The 18,022-nt window shown below is 70.3% G+C and carries 19 protein-coding genes; 8 read left to right on the forward strand and 11 right to left on the reverse strand.

Features of this window, described 5'->3' with window-relative positions; all coding sequences use genetic code 11:
* Positions 1–104: 104 nt before the first annotated feature.
* Complete coding sequence (locus ASF37_RS16955; RefSeq protein ID WP_156368207.1) at positions 105–1,406, forward strand: DUF2786 domain-containing protein; 1,302 nt, start codon at positions 105–107, stop codon at positions 1,404–1,406.
* 60 nt (positions 1,407–1,466) lie between these two features.
* Here the strand turns inward: ASF37_RS16955 and ASF37_RS13165 are convergent, their stop codons facing one another.
* Positions 1,467–1,721, reverse strand: coding sequence for a WhiB family transcriptional regulator (locus ASF37_RS13165; RefSeq protein ID WP_056581130.1), 255 nt, complete (start codon positions 1,719–1,721; stop codon positions 1,467–1,469).
* Between the two features lie 162 nt (positions 1,722–1,883).
* A complete protein-coding gene (locus tag ASF37_RS13170) occupies positions 1,884–2,654 on the reverse strand; it encodes a thermonuclease family protein (protein ID WP_082506531.1) in 771 nt (256 codons plus the stop codon).
* Between the two features lie 267 nt (positions 2,655–2,921).
* On the opposite strand from ASF37_RS13170, the gene ASF37_RS13175 reads away from it, so the two are divergent.
* The gene (locus ASF37_RS13175) at positions 2,922–3,488 is read left to right on the forward strand and encodes a hypothetical protein (RefSeq protein ID WP_156368208.1); all 567 of its coding nucleotides are present in this window, start codon (positions 2,922–2,924) and stop codon (positions 3,486–3,488) included.
* A gap of 214 nt (positions 3,489–3,702) precedes the next feature.
* On the opposite strand, the gene glnA is transcribed toward ASF37_RS13175, so the two are convergent.
* On the reverse strand, positions 3,703–5,124 hold the full coding sequence (gene glnA / locus ASF37_RS13180) for a type I glutamate--ammonia ligase (protein WP_055965632.1): 1,422 nt from the start codon (positions 5,122–5,124) through the stop codon (positions 3,703–3,705).
* Positions 5,125–5,323: 199 nt separating this feature from the next.
* On the opposite strand from glnA, the gene ASF37_RS13185 reads away from it, so the two are divergent.
* Positions 5,324–5,707: an RDD family protein gene (locus ASF37_RS13185; protein WP_055965635.1), complete on the forward strand. Its 384-nt coding sequence runs from the start codon at positions 5,324–5,326 to the stop codon at positions 5,705–5,707.
* A 15-nt stretch (positions 5,708–5,722) separates the two neighbouring features.
* Here ASF37_RS13185 and ASF37_RS13190 read toward each other — a convergent pair whose 3' ends face one another.
* Genes ASF37_RS13190 through lipA form a run of 3 tightly spaced genes read right to left on the reverse strand, consistent with a single transcriptional unit; the run spans position 5,723 to position 7,739 of the window.
* Complete coding sequence (locus tag ASF37_RS13190) at positions 5,723–6,076, reverse strand: hypothetical protein (protein ID WP_056576286.1); 354 nt, start codon at positions 6,074–6,076, stop codon at positions 5,723–5,725.
* Positions 6,076–6,780 carry a DUF4191 domain-containing protein gene (locus ASF37_RS13195; protein WP_055965639.1) on the reverse strand — a complete coding sequence of 235 codons (705 nt, stop codon included), beginning with the start codon at positions 6,778–6,780 and terminating at the stop codon, positions 6,076–6,078. The genes ASF37_RS13190 and ASF37_RS13195 overlap by 1 nt, the downstream gene beginning before the upstream one ends.
* A gap of 20 nt (positions 6,781–6,800) precedes the next feature.
* Complete coding sequence (gene lipA, locus ASF37_RS13200; RefSeq protein WP_200914523.1) at positions 6,801–7,739, reverse strand: lipoyl synthase; 939 nt, start codon at positions 7,737–7,739, stop codon at positions 6,801–6,803.
* Between the two features lie 106 nt (positions 7,740–7,845).
* Between lipA and ASF37_RS13205 the strand changes: the two genes are divergently transcribed.
* The 4 genes from ASF37_RS13205 (at position 7,846) to ASF37_RS13220 (ending at position 11,970) form a co-directional block, all read left to right on the forward strand.
* Positions 7,846–9,117: a sensor histidine kinase gene (locus ASF37_RS13205; RefSeq protein WP_156368209.1), complete on the forward strand. Its 1,272-nt coding sequence runs from the start codon at positions 7,846–7,848 to the stop codon at positions 9,115–9,117.
* Complete coding sequence (locus tag ASF37_RS13210; protein ID WP_056555538.1) at positions 9,114–9,767, forward strand: response regulator transcription factor; 654 nt, start codon at positions 9,114–9,116, stop codon at positions 9,765–9,767. The genes ASF37_RS13205 and ASF37_RS13210 overlap by 4 nt, the downstream gene beginning before the upstream one ends.
* 134 nt (positions 9,768–9,901) lie before the next feature.
* Positions 9,902–10,780 carry an ABC transporter ATP-binding protein gene (locus tag ASF37_RS13215; protein WP_055965646.1) on the forward strand — a complete coding sequence of 293 codons (879 nt, stop codon included), beginning with the start codon at positions 9,902–9,904 and terminating at the stop codon, positions 10,778–10,780.
* Complete coding sequence (locus tag ASF37_RS13220) at positions 10,777–11,970, forward strand: ABC transporter permease (RefSeq protein ID WP_056581143.1); 1,194 nt, start codon at positions 10,777–10,779, stop codon at positions 11,968–11,970. The genes ASF37_RS13215 and ASF37_RS13220 overlap by 4 nt, the downstream gene beginning before the upstream one ends.
* An 11-nt stretch (positions 11,971–11,981) precedes the next feature.
* Here the strand turns inward: ASF37_RS13220 and lipB are convergent, their stop codons facing one another.
* Positions 11,982–12,701, reverse strand: a complete 720-nt coding sequence (gene lipB / locus ASF37_RS13225; protein WP_056555541.1) for a lipoyl(octanoyl) transferase LipB — start codon at positions 12,699–12,701, stop codon at positions 11,982–11,984.
* Positions 12,702–12,769: 68 nt separating this feature from the next.
* Here lipB and ASF37_RS13230 point away from each other — a divergent pair, with 68 nt between their 5' ends.
* The gene (locus tag ASF37_RS13230) at positions 12,770–13,195 is read left to right on the forward strand and encodes a hypothetical protein (protein ID WP_056555543.1); all 426 of its coding nucleotides are present in this window, start codon (positions 12,770–12,772) and stop codon (positions 13,193–13,195) included.
* On the opposite strand, the gene ASF37_RS13235 is transcribed toward ASF37_RS13230, so the two are convergent.
* From ASF37_RS13235 to lpdA, 4 genes are read right to left on the reverse strand one after another with little or no spacing between them, the layout of a single operon-like run.
* A complete protein-coding gene (locus ASF37_RS13235; RefSeq protein ID WP_056581370.1) occupies positions 13,187–13,684 on the reverse strand; it encodes a DinB family protein in 498 nt (165 codons plus the stop codon). The two genes, ASF37_RS13230 and ASF37_RS13235, sit on opposite strands and share 9 nt — an antisense overlap.
* A complete protein-coding gene (locus tag ASF37_RS13240; RefSeq protein ID WP_082481982.1) occupies positions 13,674–14,579 on the reverse strand; it encodes a TIGR01777 family oxidoreductase in 906 nt (301 codons plus the stop codon). Before ASF37_RS13240 ends, ASF37_RS13235 begins: the two co-directional genes overlap by 11 nt.
* Positions 14,580–14,588: 9 nt before the next feature.
* Entirely contained in the window at positions 14,589–16,511 is a 1,923-nt protein-coding gene (gene sucB, locus ASF37_RS13245) for a 2-oxoglutarate dehydrogenase, E2 component, dihydrolipoamide succinyltransferase (protein ID WP_056581146.1), read from the reverse strand.
* Between the two features lie 19 nt (positions 16,512–16,530).
* The gene (lpdA, locus tag ASF37_RS13250; protein WP_156366909.1) at positions 16,531–17,958 is read right to left on the reverse strand and encodes a dihydrolipoyl dehydrogenase; all 1,428 of its coding nucleotides are present in this window, start codon (positions 17,956–17,958) and stop codon (positions 16,531–16,533) included.
* Between the last annotated feature and the right edge of the window lie 64 nt (positions 17,959–18,022).

An 18,022-nucleotide genomic window follows, 5' to 3' on the forward strand; every position in this document is an offset into this window, starting at 1 on the left:
GCGCTCGGGTCGGGGAAGGGTCCCGCGGAGCGCGGCCGCGGGGTGCCGTCCGGCTGTGCACGGACGTTTCTCGCCTGTCGGTACCGTCTGGCACCGTGCAGGACGTGAGCGATCCAGACCAGGCCGGCACCTACGCCGCCGAAGACCTCGTGGCCGAGTGGCTCGACGCCGTCTCGCCCGACGACGGCACCGTGCAGGTCCGGCTGAACCGTGGTGGCGGGGCCCGGTGGGTCACGTTCACGCCCGAGCCCGAACCGCGGTTCACGCGCCCGTCGGAGGTGCAGCGGTTCGTCGACGCTGCGCTCGAACGGCTGCGGAGCCAGACGAAGCAGTTCGGTACTGCCTACCGCGGACGCGAGTCCAAGGAGGTGCGCGTCGTCGCGCACTCGGGCAAGGGACGCGCGTCGTACCGCGACGGCACCATCTGGCTGCCGCAGCGCGAGCGCGGGGGAGCTTGGGCGCTGCGCGGCCTGGTCGTGGCGCACGAGTTGGCGCACCACCTCAACACCGGCCTCGACGGCGCGATCATCGACGAGCACGGAGCCGGGTTCCGCGCCACGTTCGTGCAGCTGCTCGAGGACCTCGGGTGGAGCGAGGTCGCGGCCATGCTGCGTGCCGCGTACACCGAGGTCGGCGTCGACCGACCCGAGGCCGTCGACGACGGCATGGTCGCCAGGGTCGGCAAGCTGCTGCGTCATGCCGAGGGCGCCTCCACCGAGGCCGAGCGCGACGCCTTCCTGGCGAAGGCCCAGGAGCTGGCCACCACGCACTCGATCGAGCTGACGCTCGCGCGCGCCGGGGCCCGCGAGGGTGAGGCGGCGGCGCAGCCGACCTTCGAGACGGTGCGCCTCGGGCACAGCGGTCAGCGCTCGAACGTCCGGTACGTGAGCCTGATGATCGCGGTGTCCCGCGCCAACGACCTGCGCTGCACGATCCGCGGCGACAACACCGGCGTCACCCTGTTCGGCTTCGCGACCGACATCGAGGTGGCCAAGACGCTCTACGCCTCGCTCGTCATCCAAATGGTCACCGACGGCGACGCCTACCTCCGCTCCGGCGCCCACAAGCCGGTGCACGGCAGCACCGCCCGCGCGGCCTTCTACGCTGGCTGGACGGAACGCATCGGCGAGCGCCTGCACGAAGCGCAGTCCCGTGCTCAGCTCGAGGCGGGTGCCGCCACGGAGCGCGTCGACGACGCCACCGGCGAGGTCTCGCTCGCCAAGGTTCCGGCGCTCATCTCGAAGGATGTCGAGGTCGAGGACTACTACGGCTACATGCTCCGCCAGCACGGCGTCCGCGGCACCTGGCGCGGCGGATCGCAGGTCCGCGACGTCGGCTCCGTGGTTCGCGGCATGAGAGCGGCCGACCGTGCCCGCCTGGGGCGGTCGGGGGAGATCTCCGCCTGACAGTGCGCCGGTCTCGGCTCGGCTCGAACGAATCGACGACGTGCAGCCTGTGCCGACGAACTAGGCAGCGAGCCGCAGGAGGTCGCGCCACGCCGTCACGTCAGGCCGCCGGCGCAGCATCTGCCGCCGCTCGCGCTCCGTGGCGCCTCCCCAGACGCCCCACTCGATGCGGTTGTCGAGCGCCTCAGCCAGGCACGCCGCCTTCACGTCGCACCCGTTGCAGATCCGCTTGGCGACGTTCTGCTCGGCGCCCTTGACGAACAGATCGTCCGTCGCCGTGCAGGCGGCACGCGTCGCCCAGTTCTCGTCCCACATCTTCGTTCCCCCCATTGACGTTCTGACGGGTATGAGACGGGCGGCATGGCGAGACGTGACGCGATGGCAGAACGAATGGTTCTGTCATGACGAGCCGTTCAACCGGGCCGTCCTGTGGAGCAGCGGCCCGGGGTCCGCGTGGCGTCGGCGATGCGGAAGCGCTCAGTCGCAGCCGATGCCGTCACCGTCGCGGTCGAGACCGTACTGGTCGCCCCCAGTGACCGTGACCGGTCCCGGGATCTCAGGACAGTTGAGATCTGTCACGACAGGCAGGCAGGGGGAGTAGCCCGCTGCGCAGTTCTTCTTCGGTGCCTTTGGCTTCGGCTTGGGCTTCGCCTTCTTCGGTTCCGTGTTGGCGAAGCCGCGAGGTGCCGTGGACCGGCAGTTGGGCGAGGCCGCCGACGCAAGGGCGGTGTCGATGCGGCCGGCGAGCTCGCGGTTCTCGTGCCGGAACTCCTCGAGGTAGCGGTCCCCGGCCAGTCCGCTCTTGGCGAGTGCGACGTTGAGGGAGTCCCCGTCGGCGTCGAACACCTCGGCCACGACGCGGTCGTACGTGTCGGTGGAGTACGCGTCGACGGTGAAGCCGGAGGCCATGAAATCGCGGCTGAACTGTGCAGCCTCCTTGGAACAGGTCTCACCACGTTCCGGCGTGTCGATCAGGCCCACTCGGTACTCGTTGCCGTCGGACGCGTCCCAGGAGTCGCCGTCCTTCAGGTCGGTCACGAACAGAAGCTCGGGCTCCGGTTCCGGCTCGGCGCTTGCCGTCGCTTCGTCGGCAACGGGCGTCGGAGTCACGGAAGTGTCGCTCGCAGCCGTCGCCGGCTCGTCGCTCCCGTCCGGGCCGGGCAAGTTCCCGATTCCGACCAGCACCACGACGACGACAACCCAGAACTTCCAGCTGCGTCGCCACGGCTTGCTCGAGGAGGAAGACACCGACGCAGCGTGACACGCGAATCGAAGGTCTGGGGCGAAACTCTAGAACCCGTCGGACGTCATGCGGGTGGGGCGGCGGGACGTAGGTCCGCAGGTGTTCGCAAAGGGCGGGATCGCAGACATAGAGGTGTGTGCCCCACGGTGCACCCTCTCAGGCGTCTCGATCGTGCTTCTCGAACGCGCTCCTGCGACCGTCGGTCGAAGTTCGCTCCTTCGCGGCGGCCTGCGCGGCGTGCTCGTGCGTGGCCCGCGGGGATACTTGCCAAGGTGAAGCCACAGAAAGTCCTCAAGCGCCTCAAGCGCTCGGTTGGGATCTCTCGCATCGTCCGTGTGGAGCGCGACGTCTACGACGGTGAACGCACCGAGGGCTACGCCCTGGCTCTGACTGATGAGTGGGTGGCGATGCACGTCCTCGCCGACGGGGTCCATCTCGACGGTGTCGTCCTGATGCGGCTCCGAGACATCTCTTCGGTACGCGACGCCCACAGCGACTACCTCGACCGTGCGCTCGCCAGTCTTGGCGCACCGCGAGCGGTCTTCGACTGCCCGAGCGACGTGACGACACGCGAGCTCGTACTCATCGCTGCGGCCCTCCACCCGTTGAGCGCATTGGCTCTCGGCGACGAGGGGGAGGAGCAACTCATGATCGGCCGGCTGCTGAAGGCCGGTAAGCGGCGCGCCCATCACCGCTTCGTTCATCCCGACGGCACCTGGGACGACGAGATCGACAGGTGGAAGTACGACCAGGTCGCAAGCATCCACATCGGTGGTCGCTACATCGATGCGCTCGCGGTATTCGGAGATCCTTGCCCCGATGACGCCACCTCGACATAGACCCGTCAAACTCCCGCGTTGAAGGCTGATCGCTCGGAACGGGCTTGCCCCTGAGTACCGAAGCGCCCCTATCGCGGCGAAACGCCCCATCGCTCTGAAACGTGATGCGCCTGACGAAAAACAACAACCCCTGCCCGATGCGTGCTCGCGCCACGGGCAGGGGTCGTTGTCGTCCGCCGAAGAGGGGCTCAGTCGTGCTCAGCCACCCCCTCGATCAGATGTCGTAGTACAGCTCGAACTCGTGCGGGTGCGGACGCAGCTGGACCGGGAGGATCTCCTCGGTGCGCTTGTAGTCGATCCACGTCTCGATGAGGTCGGGCGTGAACACGTCGCCCTGGGTCAGGAACTCGTGGTCCTGCTCCAGGTTGTCGAGCACCGCGTTGAGCGACGTCGGGACCATGTCGATCTCGTTGTACTCCTCCGGCGGCAGCTCGTAGATGTTCTTGTCGATCGGGGCCGGCGGCTCGATCTTGTTCTTGATGCCGTCGATGCCGGCCATCATCAGGGCCGAGAACGCCAGGTACGGGTTGCTCGACGGGTCGGGGCAGCGGAACTCGATGCGCTTGGCCTTCGGGTTCGAGCCGGTGATCGGGATGCGGACGCAGGCCGAACGGTTGCGGGCCGAGTAGACCAGCGCGATCGGGGCCTCGAAGCCCGGGACCAGACGGTGGTAGCTGTTCACCGAGGGGTTGGTGAACGCCAGCAACGACGGGGCGTGCTTCAGGATGCCGCCGATGTAGTGGCGCGCCAGGTCCGACAGTCCGCCGTAGCCGGCCTCGTCGTAGAACAGCGGCGAGCCGTCCTTCCAGATCGACTGGTGCACGTGCATGCCCGAGCCGTTGTCGCCGAAGATCGGCTTCGGCATGAAGGTCACCGTCTTGTCCGCGGCCCAGGCCGTGTTGCGGACGATGTATTTGAACTTCATGACGTCATCGGCTGCCTTGAGCAGCGTGTCGAACTTGTAGTTGATCTCGCCCTGGCCGGCGGTCCCGACCTCGTGGTGGCCACGCTCGAGGACGAGGCCCGCGTCGGCGAGGTTGGACATCATGTCGTTGCGCAGGTCGGCCGTCTGGTCGGTCGGCGCGACGGGGAAGTATCCGCCCTTGTAGCGGACCTTGTAGCCACGGTTGTCCGTCAGGTCCCCACCGGTCGACCAGGCCGACTCCAGCGACGTGATCTCGTAGAACGACTTGTTGGCGCTCGTGCCGAAGTTGACGCGGTCGAAGATGTAGAACTCGGCCTCGGGGGCGAAGAAGGCGGTGTCGCCGATGCCCGTGGTGGCCAGGTACGCCTCGGCCTTGCGGGCGATGTTGCGGGGGTCGCGCGAGTACGCCTCGCCCGTGATCGGGTCGTGGACGAAGAACTCCATCGCGAGCGTCTTGCGTGCCTTGAACGGGTCGAGGTAGGCCGTGCCGAAGTCGGGGAACAGCACCATGTCGGACTGGTCGATGCTCTGGAAGCCGCGGATCGACGAGCCGTCGAAGGCCACACCGTTCTCGGCGGCGTCGGCGTCGAACGTCCACGCCGGCAGCGTCACCTGCTGCTGGATGCCGGGCAGGTCGGTGAAGCGGACGTCGAGGTACTCGACGCCTTCGTCCTTGACGTACTTGAAGAACTCGTCGGCATTGCCGAACATGGGGCCTCCTCGGCCACGCGTGGGTGGCCAGATCGTCGATGTGGCGGGAGCGGCGCCTCGGCGTCCGCGTCACCGACGCTAGGCAGCGGCAGTTTCCCGGTCGTCACTCCATTGTTTCCGGCATGTTACAAGTCCCTGTGACACGTGAACCAGCGGTGACGGCCTCAGTGGCTCGGGCCGGGCCGATAGGCTCAGCGACGTGTACGACGTCTCGTTCGGCCGCCGCCTGGTCTCGCTCCTCATCGACTGGGCCGTCGCGACGCTGAGCGTCGTGGCCGTCACCCGCACGCCGCTCGCGGGGGAGGGAGCGGTCAGCTCGTTCTACACGCTCGGCGTGTTCTTCCTCGAGGTCACGCTGCTCACCGGCACGCTCGGCTTCTCGATCGGCAAGCGGATCATGAGCATCGGCGTCGTCGGCCCCGACGGCCGCCCCATCGGGGTGCCGAGGGCAGCGCTGCGCACCGCGCTGCTGTGCCTCGTGGTCCCTGCGCTCATCCAGAACGAGGACCAGCGCGGGCTGCACGAGATCGTGTCGGGCTCGCGGGTCGCACGTCGCACCCCGCCGTCCGCGTCGCGCACCTGAGCGTACGCGCGTGACCTACTGGTCGAGGTCGGCGCGGTTGCGCTCCACGGAGACCGCCCGGTCGCCCTCGAAGCAGAAGCGCGCCACGCCTCGGTAGGACTCGCGGTACGACGTCTTGGCGTACAGGCACTGGGCGCCGGACGGCTCGGGCGCGCCACCCTCGTCGAGGAAGGTCTGCGCCAGCTCGTCGTCATCGGTCGCGCCCCGGTCCTTCGCCGTCTCGGGCGTCAGCTGGTCGCCGCGCGCCTCGAGGGAGCGGTACGTCTGCGCCGACATCTCACCGGGGGTCGCACTACCTCCGCACCCGGCCAGCACGGCCGCAGCTGCGAGTCCGGTGGCCAGGCCCCGCCAGCGCGTCGAGCGGTGCATCAACCGCGCATCGCCCGGCGCGCACCCTTCATGCTCGTGGGCACGGGCCCACGCGGCATGGGTGCGGTCGGACGCATCGCGTCGAGCGCCTTGAGCTTGTTGATGATCGCCGTCTGCTCGGCCGGCTTGACCGACTTCGGCATCTTGCGCAGGTGCTTGACCAGCTTGGGCAGCGGCACCTCGCCGTCGCCACGGCCCACGACGACCTCGATCACCGGGACGTCGTCGCCGACGATGCGCACGTGCTTCTTGCGCTCGGCCGCGAGCAGGCTTCGCACGCGCGAGCCGTTGCCCTCACCCACGAGGACGATGCCCGGGCGACCGATCACGCGGTGCATGACGTCCTGGTTCTTGGTGAACCCGGCAGCAGGCTTGACGTTCCAGCCGCGCTTCATCATCTGCAGCGCGCCGGCGGCGGCACCGGGCTGGCCCTCCACCTGGGCGTAGGCGGCCTTCTCGGCGCGGCGGCCGAAGACCGCCAGCAGCGCGAGGATGCCGATGAGGATCGAGAAGACGACCGTGATGATCGTCCCGAACAGGCCCGTGCCCAGCACGAGCACACCGAGGATCGCTGTCACACCGGCGCCGATCAGGAACGTCAGCAGCAGGATCAACCCGATGTTGCGGTCGTTCTGCTTGGTGATCGTGTACGCCTGGCGCAGCTGGGCCAGGCGTCCCTTCGGTGGCGCGGCGGGGTTGGACATGACCCCATCCTACGATGCGGCTACGCGACGCCGTCCGTGTGGCGGAGCACGACCTCGCCCGTGGTCTGACGCTTCTCGACGGCCTGCTGGTACAGGCGGCCGGCGCGGTAGGACGAGCGCACGAGCGGGCCGGACATGACGCCGGCGAAGCCGATCTCGTCGGCCTCGTCCTTGAGCTCCACGAACTCCTCGGGCTTGACCCAGCGCTCCACGGGGTGGTGGCGCGGGCTGGGCCGCAGGTACTGCGTGATGGTGATCAGGTCGCAGCCGGCCTCGTGCAGGTCGCGCAGCGCCTGCGAGACCTCCTCGCGGGTCTCGCCCATGCCGAGGATCAGGTTGCTCTTGGTGACCAGCCCGTAGTCGCGGGCCTGCGTGATGACGCCGAGCGACCGCTCGTACGTGAACGCCGGACGGATCCGCTTGAAGATGCGCGGCACGGTCTCGACGTTGTGCGCGAGCACCTCGGGGCGGGAGTCGAAGACCTGCTCGAGCAGGTCGGGCTTGCCGTTGAAGTCGGGGATGAGGTTCTCGACGCCGGTTCCCGGGTTCAGCTCGTGGATCTTGCGCACCGTCTCGGCGTACAGCCACGCGCCGCCGTCGGGCAGGTCGTCGCGCGCCACACCGGTGATGGTGGAGTAGCGGAGCTGCATCTTCTGCACGCTCTCGGCCACGCGACGCGGCTCGTCGAGGTCCAGCGCGGACGGCTTGCCGGTGTCGATCTGGCAGAAGTCGCACCGCCGGGTGCACTGCTCGCCGCCGATGAGGAAGGTGGCCTCGCGGTCCTCCCAGCACTCGAAGATGTTGGGGCAGCCGGCCTCTTGGCAGACCGTGTGCAGCCCCTCGCCCTTCACGAGCTTCATCAGCTCGTTGTACTCCGGCCCCATCTTGGCGCGGGTCTTGATCCACTCGGGCTTCTTCTCGATGGGGGTCTGCGCGTTGCGGACCTCGAGCCTGAGCATCTTGCGGCCTTCGGGTGCGATCGTCACGCCCTCCACAGTACGCCGCCGACCCAGCCCCATCTCGTCCGCGGGGCTACGCACGCGTAGCACTGGGTAGGGTCGCGGCGTGGGGAGACTCGACCGCTCGTGGACGCGTCCGCGACCGACCCGTGCCCAGGTGCGCACCGACGTCCTGGTCGGTCTCGTCGCCGCCGTCGTCAGCGTCGCGTCGGTCGAGGTCTTCGCCAGCGCGTCCGGTGCCTCCACGGGCTGGAAGGGCGTCGAGGCCTACGTGTGGTTCGGGATCTGCGGCCTCGCCCTGTGCGGTCGCCGACGCTTCCCCATCACGGTGCTGCTCGTCGTGTCGGCCGTCTTCATCGTCATCGGCGAGCGGCTGCTGGAGCTCGGGGTCGTGTTCACCGTCCAGATGACGCTCTTCGCCGCCCTCTACGCCGCGTGGGCGTGGTCGCGGCGGCCGAGAGCCCTGTGGGCGGTGACCGGGCTGGTCCTGGTCGGCATGTTCGGCTGGTTGGTGTGGTCGCTGAACAACGGGACCATGGGGCCTCTCGGCGAGCAGACCGGGTTGCTCCCCCCGAAGGTGGCGCTCGTCGTCTACAGCCTGGCCATCAACGTCGCGTACTTCTTCGGTGCGATCGCGTGGGGGCAGTCGGCCTACCTCAGCGCACGCCGCAGCGCCCTCGTCGAGGACCAGCGCGAGCGCGAGCGGGCTGTGCAGGGTCTCGAGCAGCAGCAGGCGGTCCAGGCCGAACGCGTCCGCATCGCCCGCGACCTGCACGACGTCGTGGCGCACCACGTCAGTGGCATCGGGGTCCAGGCGGCCGGAGCCGGGCGGCTCCTCGAGGCCCGCCCGGAGCGGGCCCGCGAGGCGCTCACCGCCATCGAGACGTCGTCGCGGCAGGCGGTGTCCCAGATGCACCAGATCGTCGGGCTGCTGCGGTCCGCCGAGGAGGCCGGTCCCGCCGACCGCGGCCCGCAGCCGGGGATCGCCGACATCGAGGCGCTCGCCGTCACGACCGAACGCCCCGCCGTCGTGGTCGACGTCGTGGGCGCGCCGTTCCCCGTCCCCGACACCGTGGGGCTGTCTCTCTACCGCGTGGCCCAGGAGGCGCTCAGCAACGTGCGGCGCCACTCGGGGGCACCGTCGGCAAGGATCACGCTGCGCTACCTCACAGACTCGGGCGAGCGTCCGGCCGTCGAGGTCGAGGTGCTCGACGACGGTCCCACCCGCACCGCCCCCGACGAGGCCTCGGGTGGCTTCGGTCTCGACGGCATCCGCGAGCGCGCCGCCATGCACGGCGGCATCGCCGACATCGGCCCACGACCCACGGGCGGGTACCGCGTCCGGGTCCGCATCCCCGTCGACCAGGAGGACGCATGAGCGACCAGACCACCCGGGTGCTGCTGGTGGACGACCAGGAGCTGATCCGCGCCGGGTTCTCGATGATCCTCGAGGTCGAGACCGAGATCGAGGTCGTCGGCGAGGCGCGCGACGGCGACGAGGCGCTGCGCCAGGTCGCTGCGTTGAGGCCCGACGTGGTGCTCATGGACGTGCAGATGCCCGGCACCGACGGCATCACCGCCACCGCCCGCATCGCGCAGGACCACCCCGACACGCGCGTGCTCATCCTCACCACCTTCGACGACGACGAGTACCTGTTCGCCGCCCTGCAGGCCGGTGCCAGCGGGTTCCTGCTGAAGAACTGCCCGCCCGAGGACCTGGTGAGCGCCATCGGGCTCGCCGCCCAGGGTCACGCGCTCCTCGCCCCCGAGGTGACCCAGCGGGTCATCGCCCGCTCCACCGGCCGGTCGCGGGGCGACGCGAGCGTGCTCGACGACCTCACCGAGCGCGAGCGCGACGTCCTGAAGGCGCTCGGCCGCGGACTCAGCAACGCCGAGATCGCGGCCGAGATGTTCGTCAGCGGCGCCACCGTGAAGTCGCACGTCTCGCGCATCCTCACCAAGCTCGGCGCCCGCGACCGGGTGCAGGCGGTCATCGTCGCGTTCGAGTCGGGGTTGATGGACGACTGAGTCGGGCCTGCTTCCCGGGAAGAGCCGTCCGGTGAGGCGACCGCCTGACGACGCCTCCACGTAGCCGCGTGGGGGAGGCAGGTGTGGCCGCGCGGCCGATGCGCCACCGCCCTTCGGATCCCTAGCGTGGACGCATGATCACCGTCGAGAAGCTCACCAGACGCTATGGGGACACCACCGTCGTCGACGACGTGTCCTTCCAGGTCCGACCGGGGCGCACCACGGGATTCGTGGGGGCCAACGGCGCGGGCAAGACCACGACCATGCGCATGATCATGGGCGTGCTCGCACCCAGCGCGGGGGAGGTGCTCTGGAACGGCGAGCCCGTGACGGCCGAGGTCCGCCGCTCCTTCGGCTACATGCCCGAGGAGCGCGGCCTCTACCCGCGCATGAAGCTGCGCGACCAGCTCGTGTACTTCGCCCGGCTGCACGGCATGACCCCCGACGAGGGACGCAGCCGCACCGACGAGCTGCTCGGCCACTTCGGCCTCGAGAGCCGCGCCGACGACCTCCTCGACGAGCTGTCGCTCGGCAACCAGCAGCGCATCCAGATCGCTGCCTCCCTCGTCCACCGGCCCGCAGCCCTCGTGCTCGACGAGCCGTTCAGCGGTCTCGACCCGCTGGCCGTCGACTCCATGGTCGACCTGCTCCAGCGTGAGGCGGGCGACCTGCCCCTGCTGTTCTCCAGCCACCAGCTCGACCTCGTCGAGCGCCTCTGTGACGACCTCGTCATCCTGTCCGGCGGTCGCCTCGTCGCCGCCGGCCCCGTCGAGGAGCTCCGTGGACGCGGCGCCGACCGCTATCGCGTGGTCCTCGACGGCGAGGACGCCGCCTGGCTCCGCGACCTGCGTGGCGTCGTCGTCCGCGACGTCGACGGCCCGACCGCCCTGCTCGACCTCGACGGCCTCACCGCGCCCGAGCTCGTCCGCCACGTGGGGGAGCGCAGCGCCGTGATCGAGATCGCCCGCGACCACCAGCCCCTCTCCGAGATCTTCAAGGAGTCCGTCCGATGAGCACCTCCAGCCCCCGCGGCACGCGCAACCTCTGGCGCGTCGTCGCCCAGCGAGAGATCACCACCCGCGTGTGGGAGAAGTCGTTCCTGATCACCACGGTCCTGTCCTTCGTCATCATCCTGGGCGGCATCATCGGTGCCGACTTCTTCCAGGGACGCGACCAGGACCGCACCGTCGCCGTCGTGGACCCGGCCGCCGCCGAGGTGGTCGACGCCGCGTCGGCGGTCGCGACCAACCTCGACGACCGCGTGACGATCAAGGCCGACCGGGTCGACGACGCCAAGGCGGCCGAGCGTCTGGTCGAGGACGGGGACGCCGACGCGGCGCTCCTGGCCACCAACGACGGCTACGAGGTCGTGGGCGACCGCGACGTCGACTCCACCGTCTCCCAGGCCCTCGAGATCGCCGTGTCCTCGCAGGCGCTGGAGAGCAACGCCGCCGCGCAGGAGGTCGACCTGAGCGCCCTGCAGTCCGGGACGACCACGCAGGAGCGTCTGCTCGACCCCGCGTCGAAGGACGCGGGCCTGCGGCAGGCGGCCGCCTTCGGCTTCATCCTGCTGTTCTTCCTGACGGCGATCGGCTTCGGCATGGCCATCGCGGGCAGCGTGACGCAGGAGAAGGAGAGCCGCGTCGTGGAGATCCTCGCCGCCGCCGTCCCGATCCGGCAGCTGCTGTGGGGCAAGATCGCCGGCAGCACCGTGCTGGCGATCGGGCAGATCGTCCTGTTCGTCGCCGCCGCGGCGATCGGGCTCGCGGTCACGGGCCAGCTGTCCGGGCTCGAGGTCGTGGCCCCGGCGATGATCAGCTACATCGGCTTCTTCGTGATCGGCTTCGCCGCGCTGGCGAGCCTCTGGGCCGTCGCCGGCTCCCTGGCGTCGCGCCAGCAGGACCTGCAGTCGACCACCATGCCCGCGCAGATGCTGCTGATGGTGCCGTACTTCGTGTACTTCTTCGCCGGGGACGCGGTCAAGGAGGTCCTGTCGATGGTCCCGATCATCTCCACGATGCTCATGCCGGCGCGGATGGCCGAAGGAGCGGTCCCGGCCTGGCAGATCGCGCTCGCGCTCGGCGGCACGATCGTGGTCGCCGCGGTCATGGTCCGGGTCGGGGCCGCCGTCTACGAGCGGACCCTGCTGCGCACCGGGGACAAGATCTCCTACCGCGAGGCGCTGGCCAGCTCCGACGCCTGAGTCGTCAGCGGCTAGCCGGGAAGACCGAGCACGGGCACCTCCGGGGGGTGCCCGTGCTCGGCCGTCTGCAGGTCCGGCGACGGCGTGTAGGGCTCCCACGCGAGCAGGTCCACCAGGTGCGGGCGGACGGCCGCCGCGGCCTCGGGGACGGTCACGTCGCGCCCGAGCTCCTTCGACAGCGTGGTGACCCCGGCGTCGGCGATGCCGCAGGGGACGAACCGGTCGTACCAGTCGAGGTCGACGTCGGCGTTGAGCGAGAAGCCGTGCATCGTGACGCCGCGGGTCACGCGGATGCCGATCGCCGCGACCTTGCGCTCCGGGCCACGGGCGTCGGCCGCGAGCCACACGCCCGAGCGGCCCTGGACCCGACCGGCCGCGACGCCGAGGTCGGCGACCGCGCGGATGAGGGCCTCCTCCACGCGCCGGACGTAGTCGACGACGAGCACGTGCGACGGGAGCTTCGTGATCGGGTACCCGACCAGCTGGCCCGGGCCGTGGAAGGTGATCTTGCCGCCGCGGTCGACGTCGACGACGGGGGTGCCGTCGAACGGACGCTCGTGCGGCTCGGTGCGCTTGCCTGCCGTGTAGACGGGCGGGTGCTCGAGGAAGAGGGCGGTGTCGTCGATCTCGCCGGCCACGCGCTGGGCGTGCAGCTCGCGCTGCAGCTCCCAGGCCGCCTCGTAGTCCAGAGCGCGCTCGCCGTACCAGTCGTCGATGATCTCCAGGGTCACGCCTCCTACGGTAGCCCGCCTGTGGACACGCGTTCGACCCTCGTGGCCGCGCTGGGCACGCTGCGGGGATGACTGCGTGGTTCGCTGCCCTCGTCACCTGGTGGGGCACCCTGCTCGGGCCGGGCGACACCGCCGAGGAGTGCCTGCTGCTCGGTCGTCTCGACGCGGAGCGGGCGCACGCGTTCGTGCACGCCGACGTCGACCGGCTCGCTGCGGTCTACGCGTCCGACGGCCTGCGCGAGCGCGACGTCGAGGTGCTGGAGGACTACGCCGAGCGCTCGCTGAGGCTCGAGGGCATGGCCCAGCTGCGGTCGTCGTGCCGGGTGGTCGAGCGCGACGCCGACCGCGTCGCCCTCGACGTGGTCGACCGGCTCGGGCCCACGAGGGCCGTGAACGCGGGCGGGGCCGTGCCGCTGCCGACGGACGAGCCCACCCGACGTCGGGTCACCCTCGAGGAGACCGCGAGCGGCTGGCGGGTCGTGGCCTCACGCTGACGCGTCCTCGCCCACCGCGCCGTCGACCAGCTCGCGCACCACGTCGAGATGACCCGCGTGCCGGGCGTACTCCTGCAGCACGTGGAAGCCGATGGTGTGCAACGTGGGCGGGTCCGCGTCGAAGCGACCACCGAGGGCTGCTCGTGCGTCGAGCGGGTGCTCGCGCAGCACGGACTCGGTGCGCACCGCGCCCGCCTCGAGCCGTGCGAGCAGCGAGTCCGTGGTCGACCAGCGTCCGTCCGGTCCCTGGTCGCCCCAGGGGTCGGGCAGCGGCTCGCCGAGGAAGCCCCACACGAACCACCGTCGCTCCATGTGCACGAGGTGCGACAGGAGCTCGAGCGGCGTCCAGCCCGACGGCAGCACGGTCGTGCGGAGCGCGTCCGGCTCGAGACCGTCGAGCTTGCGCCGGACCTCGGCTCGGAAGAAGGCGAGGTACCGGACCAGCGACCCAGCGGTGTCGGGGTGCGTCCCGGTGGGCTCAGGAAGCACGGTCGTCGGCGAGTGCCGACGCGAGTGCACTGCGCAGGTCGGGGTCCTCGAAGACGAACCCGGCCGCCTGCAGGGCGGCGGGCGCCATGCGCAGCGAGCCCAGCAGGTCGTCGGACAGCGCTCCGAGCGCCACCTTCAGTGCGGGCGCCGGGGCGACGAGGAACGTCGGCCGTCCCAGGGCGTCGCCGAGGGCGTCGGTGAACTCCGCGTTGGTGGGGGCGTCGGGCAGGGAGAGGTTGACGGGGCCGGAGAGGTCGTCGCGCTCGAGCAGGAACGCCACGGCCCGGACCCAGTCGCGCCGCGACATGACCGACATGCGCTGCGTGCCCTTGCCCAGCCGCGGACCCAGCCCCGCCTTGAACGGCAGCAGCATGGGGCCGAGCAGGCCGCCCTCGTCGTCGAGGGGCAGGCCGGTGCGCAGCAGGCAGACCCGCTGCCCGGCCTGGACGGCAGGCTCGGCGGCGGCCTCCCACGCGACGCACAGGTCGGCGAGGAAGCCGTCGCCGTGGGCAGCGCCCTCGGTGAGCGGCTCCTGACCACGGTCGGCGCCGTAGATCCCCATGGCCGAGCCCGACAGCAGCACGGTGGGGGAGTCGGAGGCGGCCACGGCCTTGGCCAGCGTGGTGGTGGCGTCGACGCGCGACGACCACAGCTCCTTCTTGTAGGAGCTGGTGCGCGGCCACCGGGCGATGGACGCCCCGGACAGGTTGACGACCGCGTCGGCCCGGTCGATCAGCACCTGGTCGACCCGACCCTGGCTCGGGTCCCACAGGGAGGCGTCCGGGCCGGGGCTTCCCGACCGGACGAGGCGGGTCACCTGGTGACCCTCGTCCCGCAGGTGCGAGACGAGGGCCGAGCCCAGGAAGCCCGAGGCACCGCCGATGACGACGTGCATGTCAGCCGATCACAGCTCGCCCTCGAACGAGCCGCTCTGCAGCCGCTCCTTGACCGCGGTCAGGAACCGGCCGGCGTCGGCACCGTCGATGAGGCGGTGGTCGTAGGTGAGTGCGAGGTAGGCCATGCTGCGCACCGCGATGCTGTCGCTGCCCTGCGCGTCGGTGATGACGACCGGACGCTTGACCACGGCACCGACACCCAGGATCGCGACCTGCGGCTGGTTGATGATCGGCGTGTCGAACAGGGCGCCGTTGCTGCCCAGGTTCGTGATCGAGAACGTGCCACCGGAGAGCTCGTCGGGCGAGATCTTGTTGGTGCGCGTGCGCTCCGCGACGTCGGCGATCTTGCGGGCGAGGCCTGCGATCGAGAGGTCGCCGGCGTCCTTGATCGTCGGCACGAGCAGACCGCGCTCGGTGTCGACCGCGATGCCCAGGTGCTCACCGGACGGGTAGGTCACGGTGCCCTCCTCGAGGTCGAGGGCGGCGTTGAGCGTCGGGTGGGCCTTGAGCGCCTCGACGACGGCCTTCGCGAAGAACGGCAGGAACGTCAGCTTGACGCCCTCGCGCTCGAGGAACGCGTTCTTGTGCTTGGCGCGCAGCCGCGCGATCTCGGTGACGTCGACCTCGTGCACCTGCGTGAGCTGGGCCGAGATCTGCAGCGACTCGGTGAGCCGCGAGGCGATGACCTTGCGCAGACGGCTGACCTTCTCGGTCTTGCCGCGCAGGGGCGACGGCTCGGTCGAGGCGGCGGCCGCCGCGGGTGCCGAAGCGGCCGCAGGCGCCTGCTCCGCGGGCTTGCTCTGCTCCTCGGCCTTCTTGGCCGCGTCGAGCACGTCCTGCTTGCGGATGCGACCGCCCACGCCACTGCCGGTGACGGCGGCGAGGTCGACGCCGTGCTCCTTGGCCAGCTTGCGCACGATCGGCGTCACGTAGGTGTCGCCGCCGCTCTGGGTCGAGGCACCGGAGCTCTGCTGCGGGGCGTCCTTCGTCGGCTCGGGGCGGGCCTCGTTCTCGGGGTGGGCCTGCTTCTCCGGCTCTGCGGTCGGGGCGGGTGCGCTGGAGCCCGAGTCGGACTTCGCGACCTCGTCGGCCTTCTCCGGCTGGCTCTTCTCGGCCTCGGCGGCCTCCTCGAGCTCCTCGGCCTTCTGCGGGTCCTCTGCGGGGTCGGTCTCGCCGGAGTCGGCCGGAGCCTCGTCCTTCGACGAGCCGGAGTCGCCACCGGACGAACCGGCCGCGGAGGCGTCGCCGACGATGGCGAGCACGGCACCCACCTCGACGGTCTCGTCCTCGTCGACCTTGATCTCGAGGATCGTGCCGGCGACCGGGGAGGGGATCTCGGTGTCGACCTTGTCGGTGGAGATCTCGAGCAGGGGCTCGTCGACCTCGACGGTGTCGCCGACGGCCTTCAGCCACGTGGTGACGGTGCCCTCGGTGACGCTCTCGCCGAGCTCGGGCAGCTTGACCTCGGTGCCCTCGCCGGTCTGGTTCGTCTCCAGGTGGGGCTCCTCGCCGTCCTGGTTGGTGGGCGTGCCGTCGGACTCGCGGGCCGGCTCCTCGCCGGGCTGCTCGGCCTGTGCCTGGTCGTCGGACGAGCCCTCGTCGTCGGAGGAGCCCTCCTCGACGTCGGCGTCCTCGGTGTCCTCCGGCTCGGCGGGCGCCTCGTCGGAACCACCGTCGTCCGACGGGCTCTCGTCGGCGTCACCGATCACGGCGAGGTCGGCGCCGACCTCGACGGTCTCGTCCTCCTCGACCTTGATCTCGAGGATGGTGCCGGCGACGGGGGAGGGGATCTCCGTGTCGACCTTGTCGGTGGAGATCTCCAGCAGGGGCTCGTCGACCTCGACGGTGTCGCCGACGGCCTTGAGCCACGTGGTGACGGTGCCCTCGGTGACGCTCTCGCCGAGCTCGGGAAGGGTGACGGTCGTTGCCATGGTGTCGTCCTCGTTCGGGTCAGGCGTGCGAGTGGAGGGGCTTGCCGGCCAGGGCGAGTGCAGCCTCGCCGAGAGCCTCGTTCTGCGTGGGGTGCGCGTGGATCAGCTGCGCGACGTCCTCGGGGTAGGCCTCCCAGTTGACGATCAGCGAGGCCTCACCGACCTGCTCGCCGTAGCGGGCGCCGATCATGTGGACGCCGACGATCGGGCCGTCCTTCTCGCGCACCAGCTTGATGACGCCGGCGGTGCCGAGGATCTGGCTCTTGCCGTTGCCGCCGAGGTTGTACTCGACGGTCTCGACGTTGTCGTCGCCGTACTTCTCCTTGGCCTGCGGCTCGGTGATGCCCACCGAGGCGAGCTCGGGGTCGCAGTAGGTGACGCGCGGGATGCCCGGGTCGAGCACGGGCTGGGGGTTGAGGCCGGCGATCTCCTCGGCCACGAAGATGCCGTGGGCGAAGCCGCGGTGGGCCAGCTGGAGACCGGGCACGAGGTCACCCACGGCGTAGACGCCGTCGACGTTGGTGTGCAGGCGCTCGTCGGTGGGCACCCAGCCGCGGTCGACGGTGACGCCGACCTCCTCGAAGCCGTTGCCGTTGCCGTTCGGGCCTCGGCCGACCGCCACGAGGACGAGGTCGGTCTCGATGGTCTTGCCGTCCTCGAGGGTCACGATCACGCCGGAGTCGGTCTGCTCGACACCGGAGAACTTGGTGCCGGTCTTGAAGGCGATCTTGCGCTTGCGGAACGCGCGCTCGAGGTTCTTCGAGAGCGTCGGGTCCTCGAGGGGCACGAGCGTGGGGAGGGCCTCGATGATCGTGACGTCGGCCCCGAAGGACTTCCAGACGGAGGCGAACTCGACGCCGATGACGCTGCCGCCGATGATCACGACACGCTCGGGGACCTCGCTCATCGTGAGGGCCTCCTCGCTCGTGACGACGCGACCGCCGATCTCGAGACCGGGCAGGCTGCGGGCGTAGGAGCCGGTCGCCAGCACGACGTTCTTGCCGGTGTACCGCTGGCCGTCGACCTCGACGGTGTCCTTGGCGACGAGCACGCCCTCACCCTCGACGACCGTGATGCCGCCGGACTTGATGAGGCCCTGCAGACCCTTGTAGAGACGGTCGATGACGCCGTCCTTGTAGGCGTTGACGGCGGCCATGTCGATGCCCTCGAACGTGGCCTTGACGCCGTAGTTCTCGCTGTGGCGGGTCTCGTCGGCGACCTCGGCCGAGTGCAGGAGCGCCTTGGTGGGGATGCAGCCGTTGTGCAGGCAGGTTCCCCCGACCTTGCCCTTCTCGACCAGCGCGACGCTGAGGCCGAGCTGCACCGCGCGGAGGGCGCAGGCGTAGCCGCCGCTGCCGCCGCCCAGGATGACGATGTCGAAGGTGTTCTGGTCGCCCGGGCTGTCCGCCACAGTGTCCTCCCGCGTGGATGAGTCGTTCTCCGTCATCTTGTCACCCTCGCGTGCGACCGCACCACGGGGGGAGCGACCGGCGAGTAGGTTGCGGTGTGAC

It is taken from the genome of Aeromicrobium sp. Leaf289 (assembly GCF_001423335.1).
GTDB lineage: Bacteria > Actinomycetota > Actinomycetes > Propionibacteriales > Nocardioidaceae > Aeromicrobium.

What these genes read in the sequence shown, in the direction of transcription:
- ASF37_RS13195 (WP_055965639.1), bottom strand. Translation starts at nt 6,780, where the DNA reads ATGTCCAACCCCGCCGCGCCACCGAAGGGACGCCTGGCCCAGCTGCGC.
- lpdA (WP_156366909.1), bottom strand. Translation starts at nt 17,958, where the DNA reads ATGACGGAGAACGACTCATCCACGCGGGAGGACACTGTGGCGGACAGC.
- ASF37_RS13215 (WP_055965646.1), top strand. Translation starts at nt 9,902, where the DNA reads ATGATCACCGTCGAGAAGCTCACCAGACGCTATGGGGACACCACCGTC.
- lipA (WP_200914523.1), bottom strand. Translation starts at nt 7,739, where the DNA reads ATGCTCAGGCTCGAGGTCCGCAACGCGCAGACCCCCATCGAGAAGAAG.
- ASF37_RS13220 (WP_056581143.1), top strand. Translation starts at nt 10,777, where the DNA reads ATGAGCACCTCCAGCCCCCGCGGCACGCGCAACCTCTGGCGCGTCGTC.
- ASF37_RS13165 (WP_056581130.1), bottom strand. Translation starts at nt 1,721, where the DNA reads ATGTGGGACGAGAACTGGGCGACGCGTGCCGCCTGCACGGCGACGGAC.
- ASF37_RS13190 (WP_056576286.1), bottom strand. Translation starts at nt 6,076, where the DNA reads ATGCACCGCTCGACGCGCTGGCGGGGCCTGGCCACCGGACTCGCAGCT.
- ASF37_RS13230 (WP_056555543.1), top strand. Translation starts at nt 12,770, where the DNA reads ATGACTGCGTGGTTCGCTGCCCTCGTCACCTGGTGGGGCACCCTGCTC.
- glnA (WP_055965632.1), bottom strand. Translation starts at nt 5,124, where the DNA reads ATGTTCGGCAATGCCGACGAGTTCTTCAAGTACGTCAAGGACGAAGGC.
- sucB (WP_056581146.1), bottom strand. Translation starts at nt 16,511, where the DNA reads ATGGCAACGACCGTCACCCTTCCCGAGCTCGGCGAGAGCGTCACCGAG.
- ASF37_RS13240 (WP_082481982.1), bottom strand. Translation starts at nt 14,579, where the DNA reads ATGCACGTCGTCATCGGCGGTGCCTCGGGCTTCCTGGGCTCGGCCCTC.
- ASF37_RS13210 (WP_056555538.1), top strand. Translation starts at nt 9,114, where the DNA reads ATGAGCGACCAGACCACCCGGGTGCTGCTGGTGGACGACCAGGAGCTG.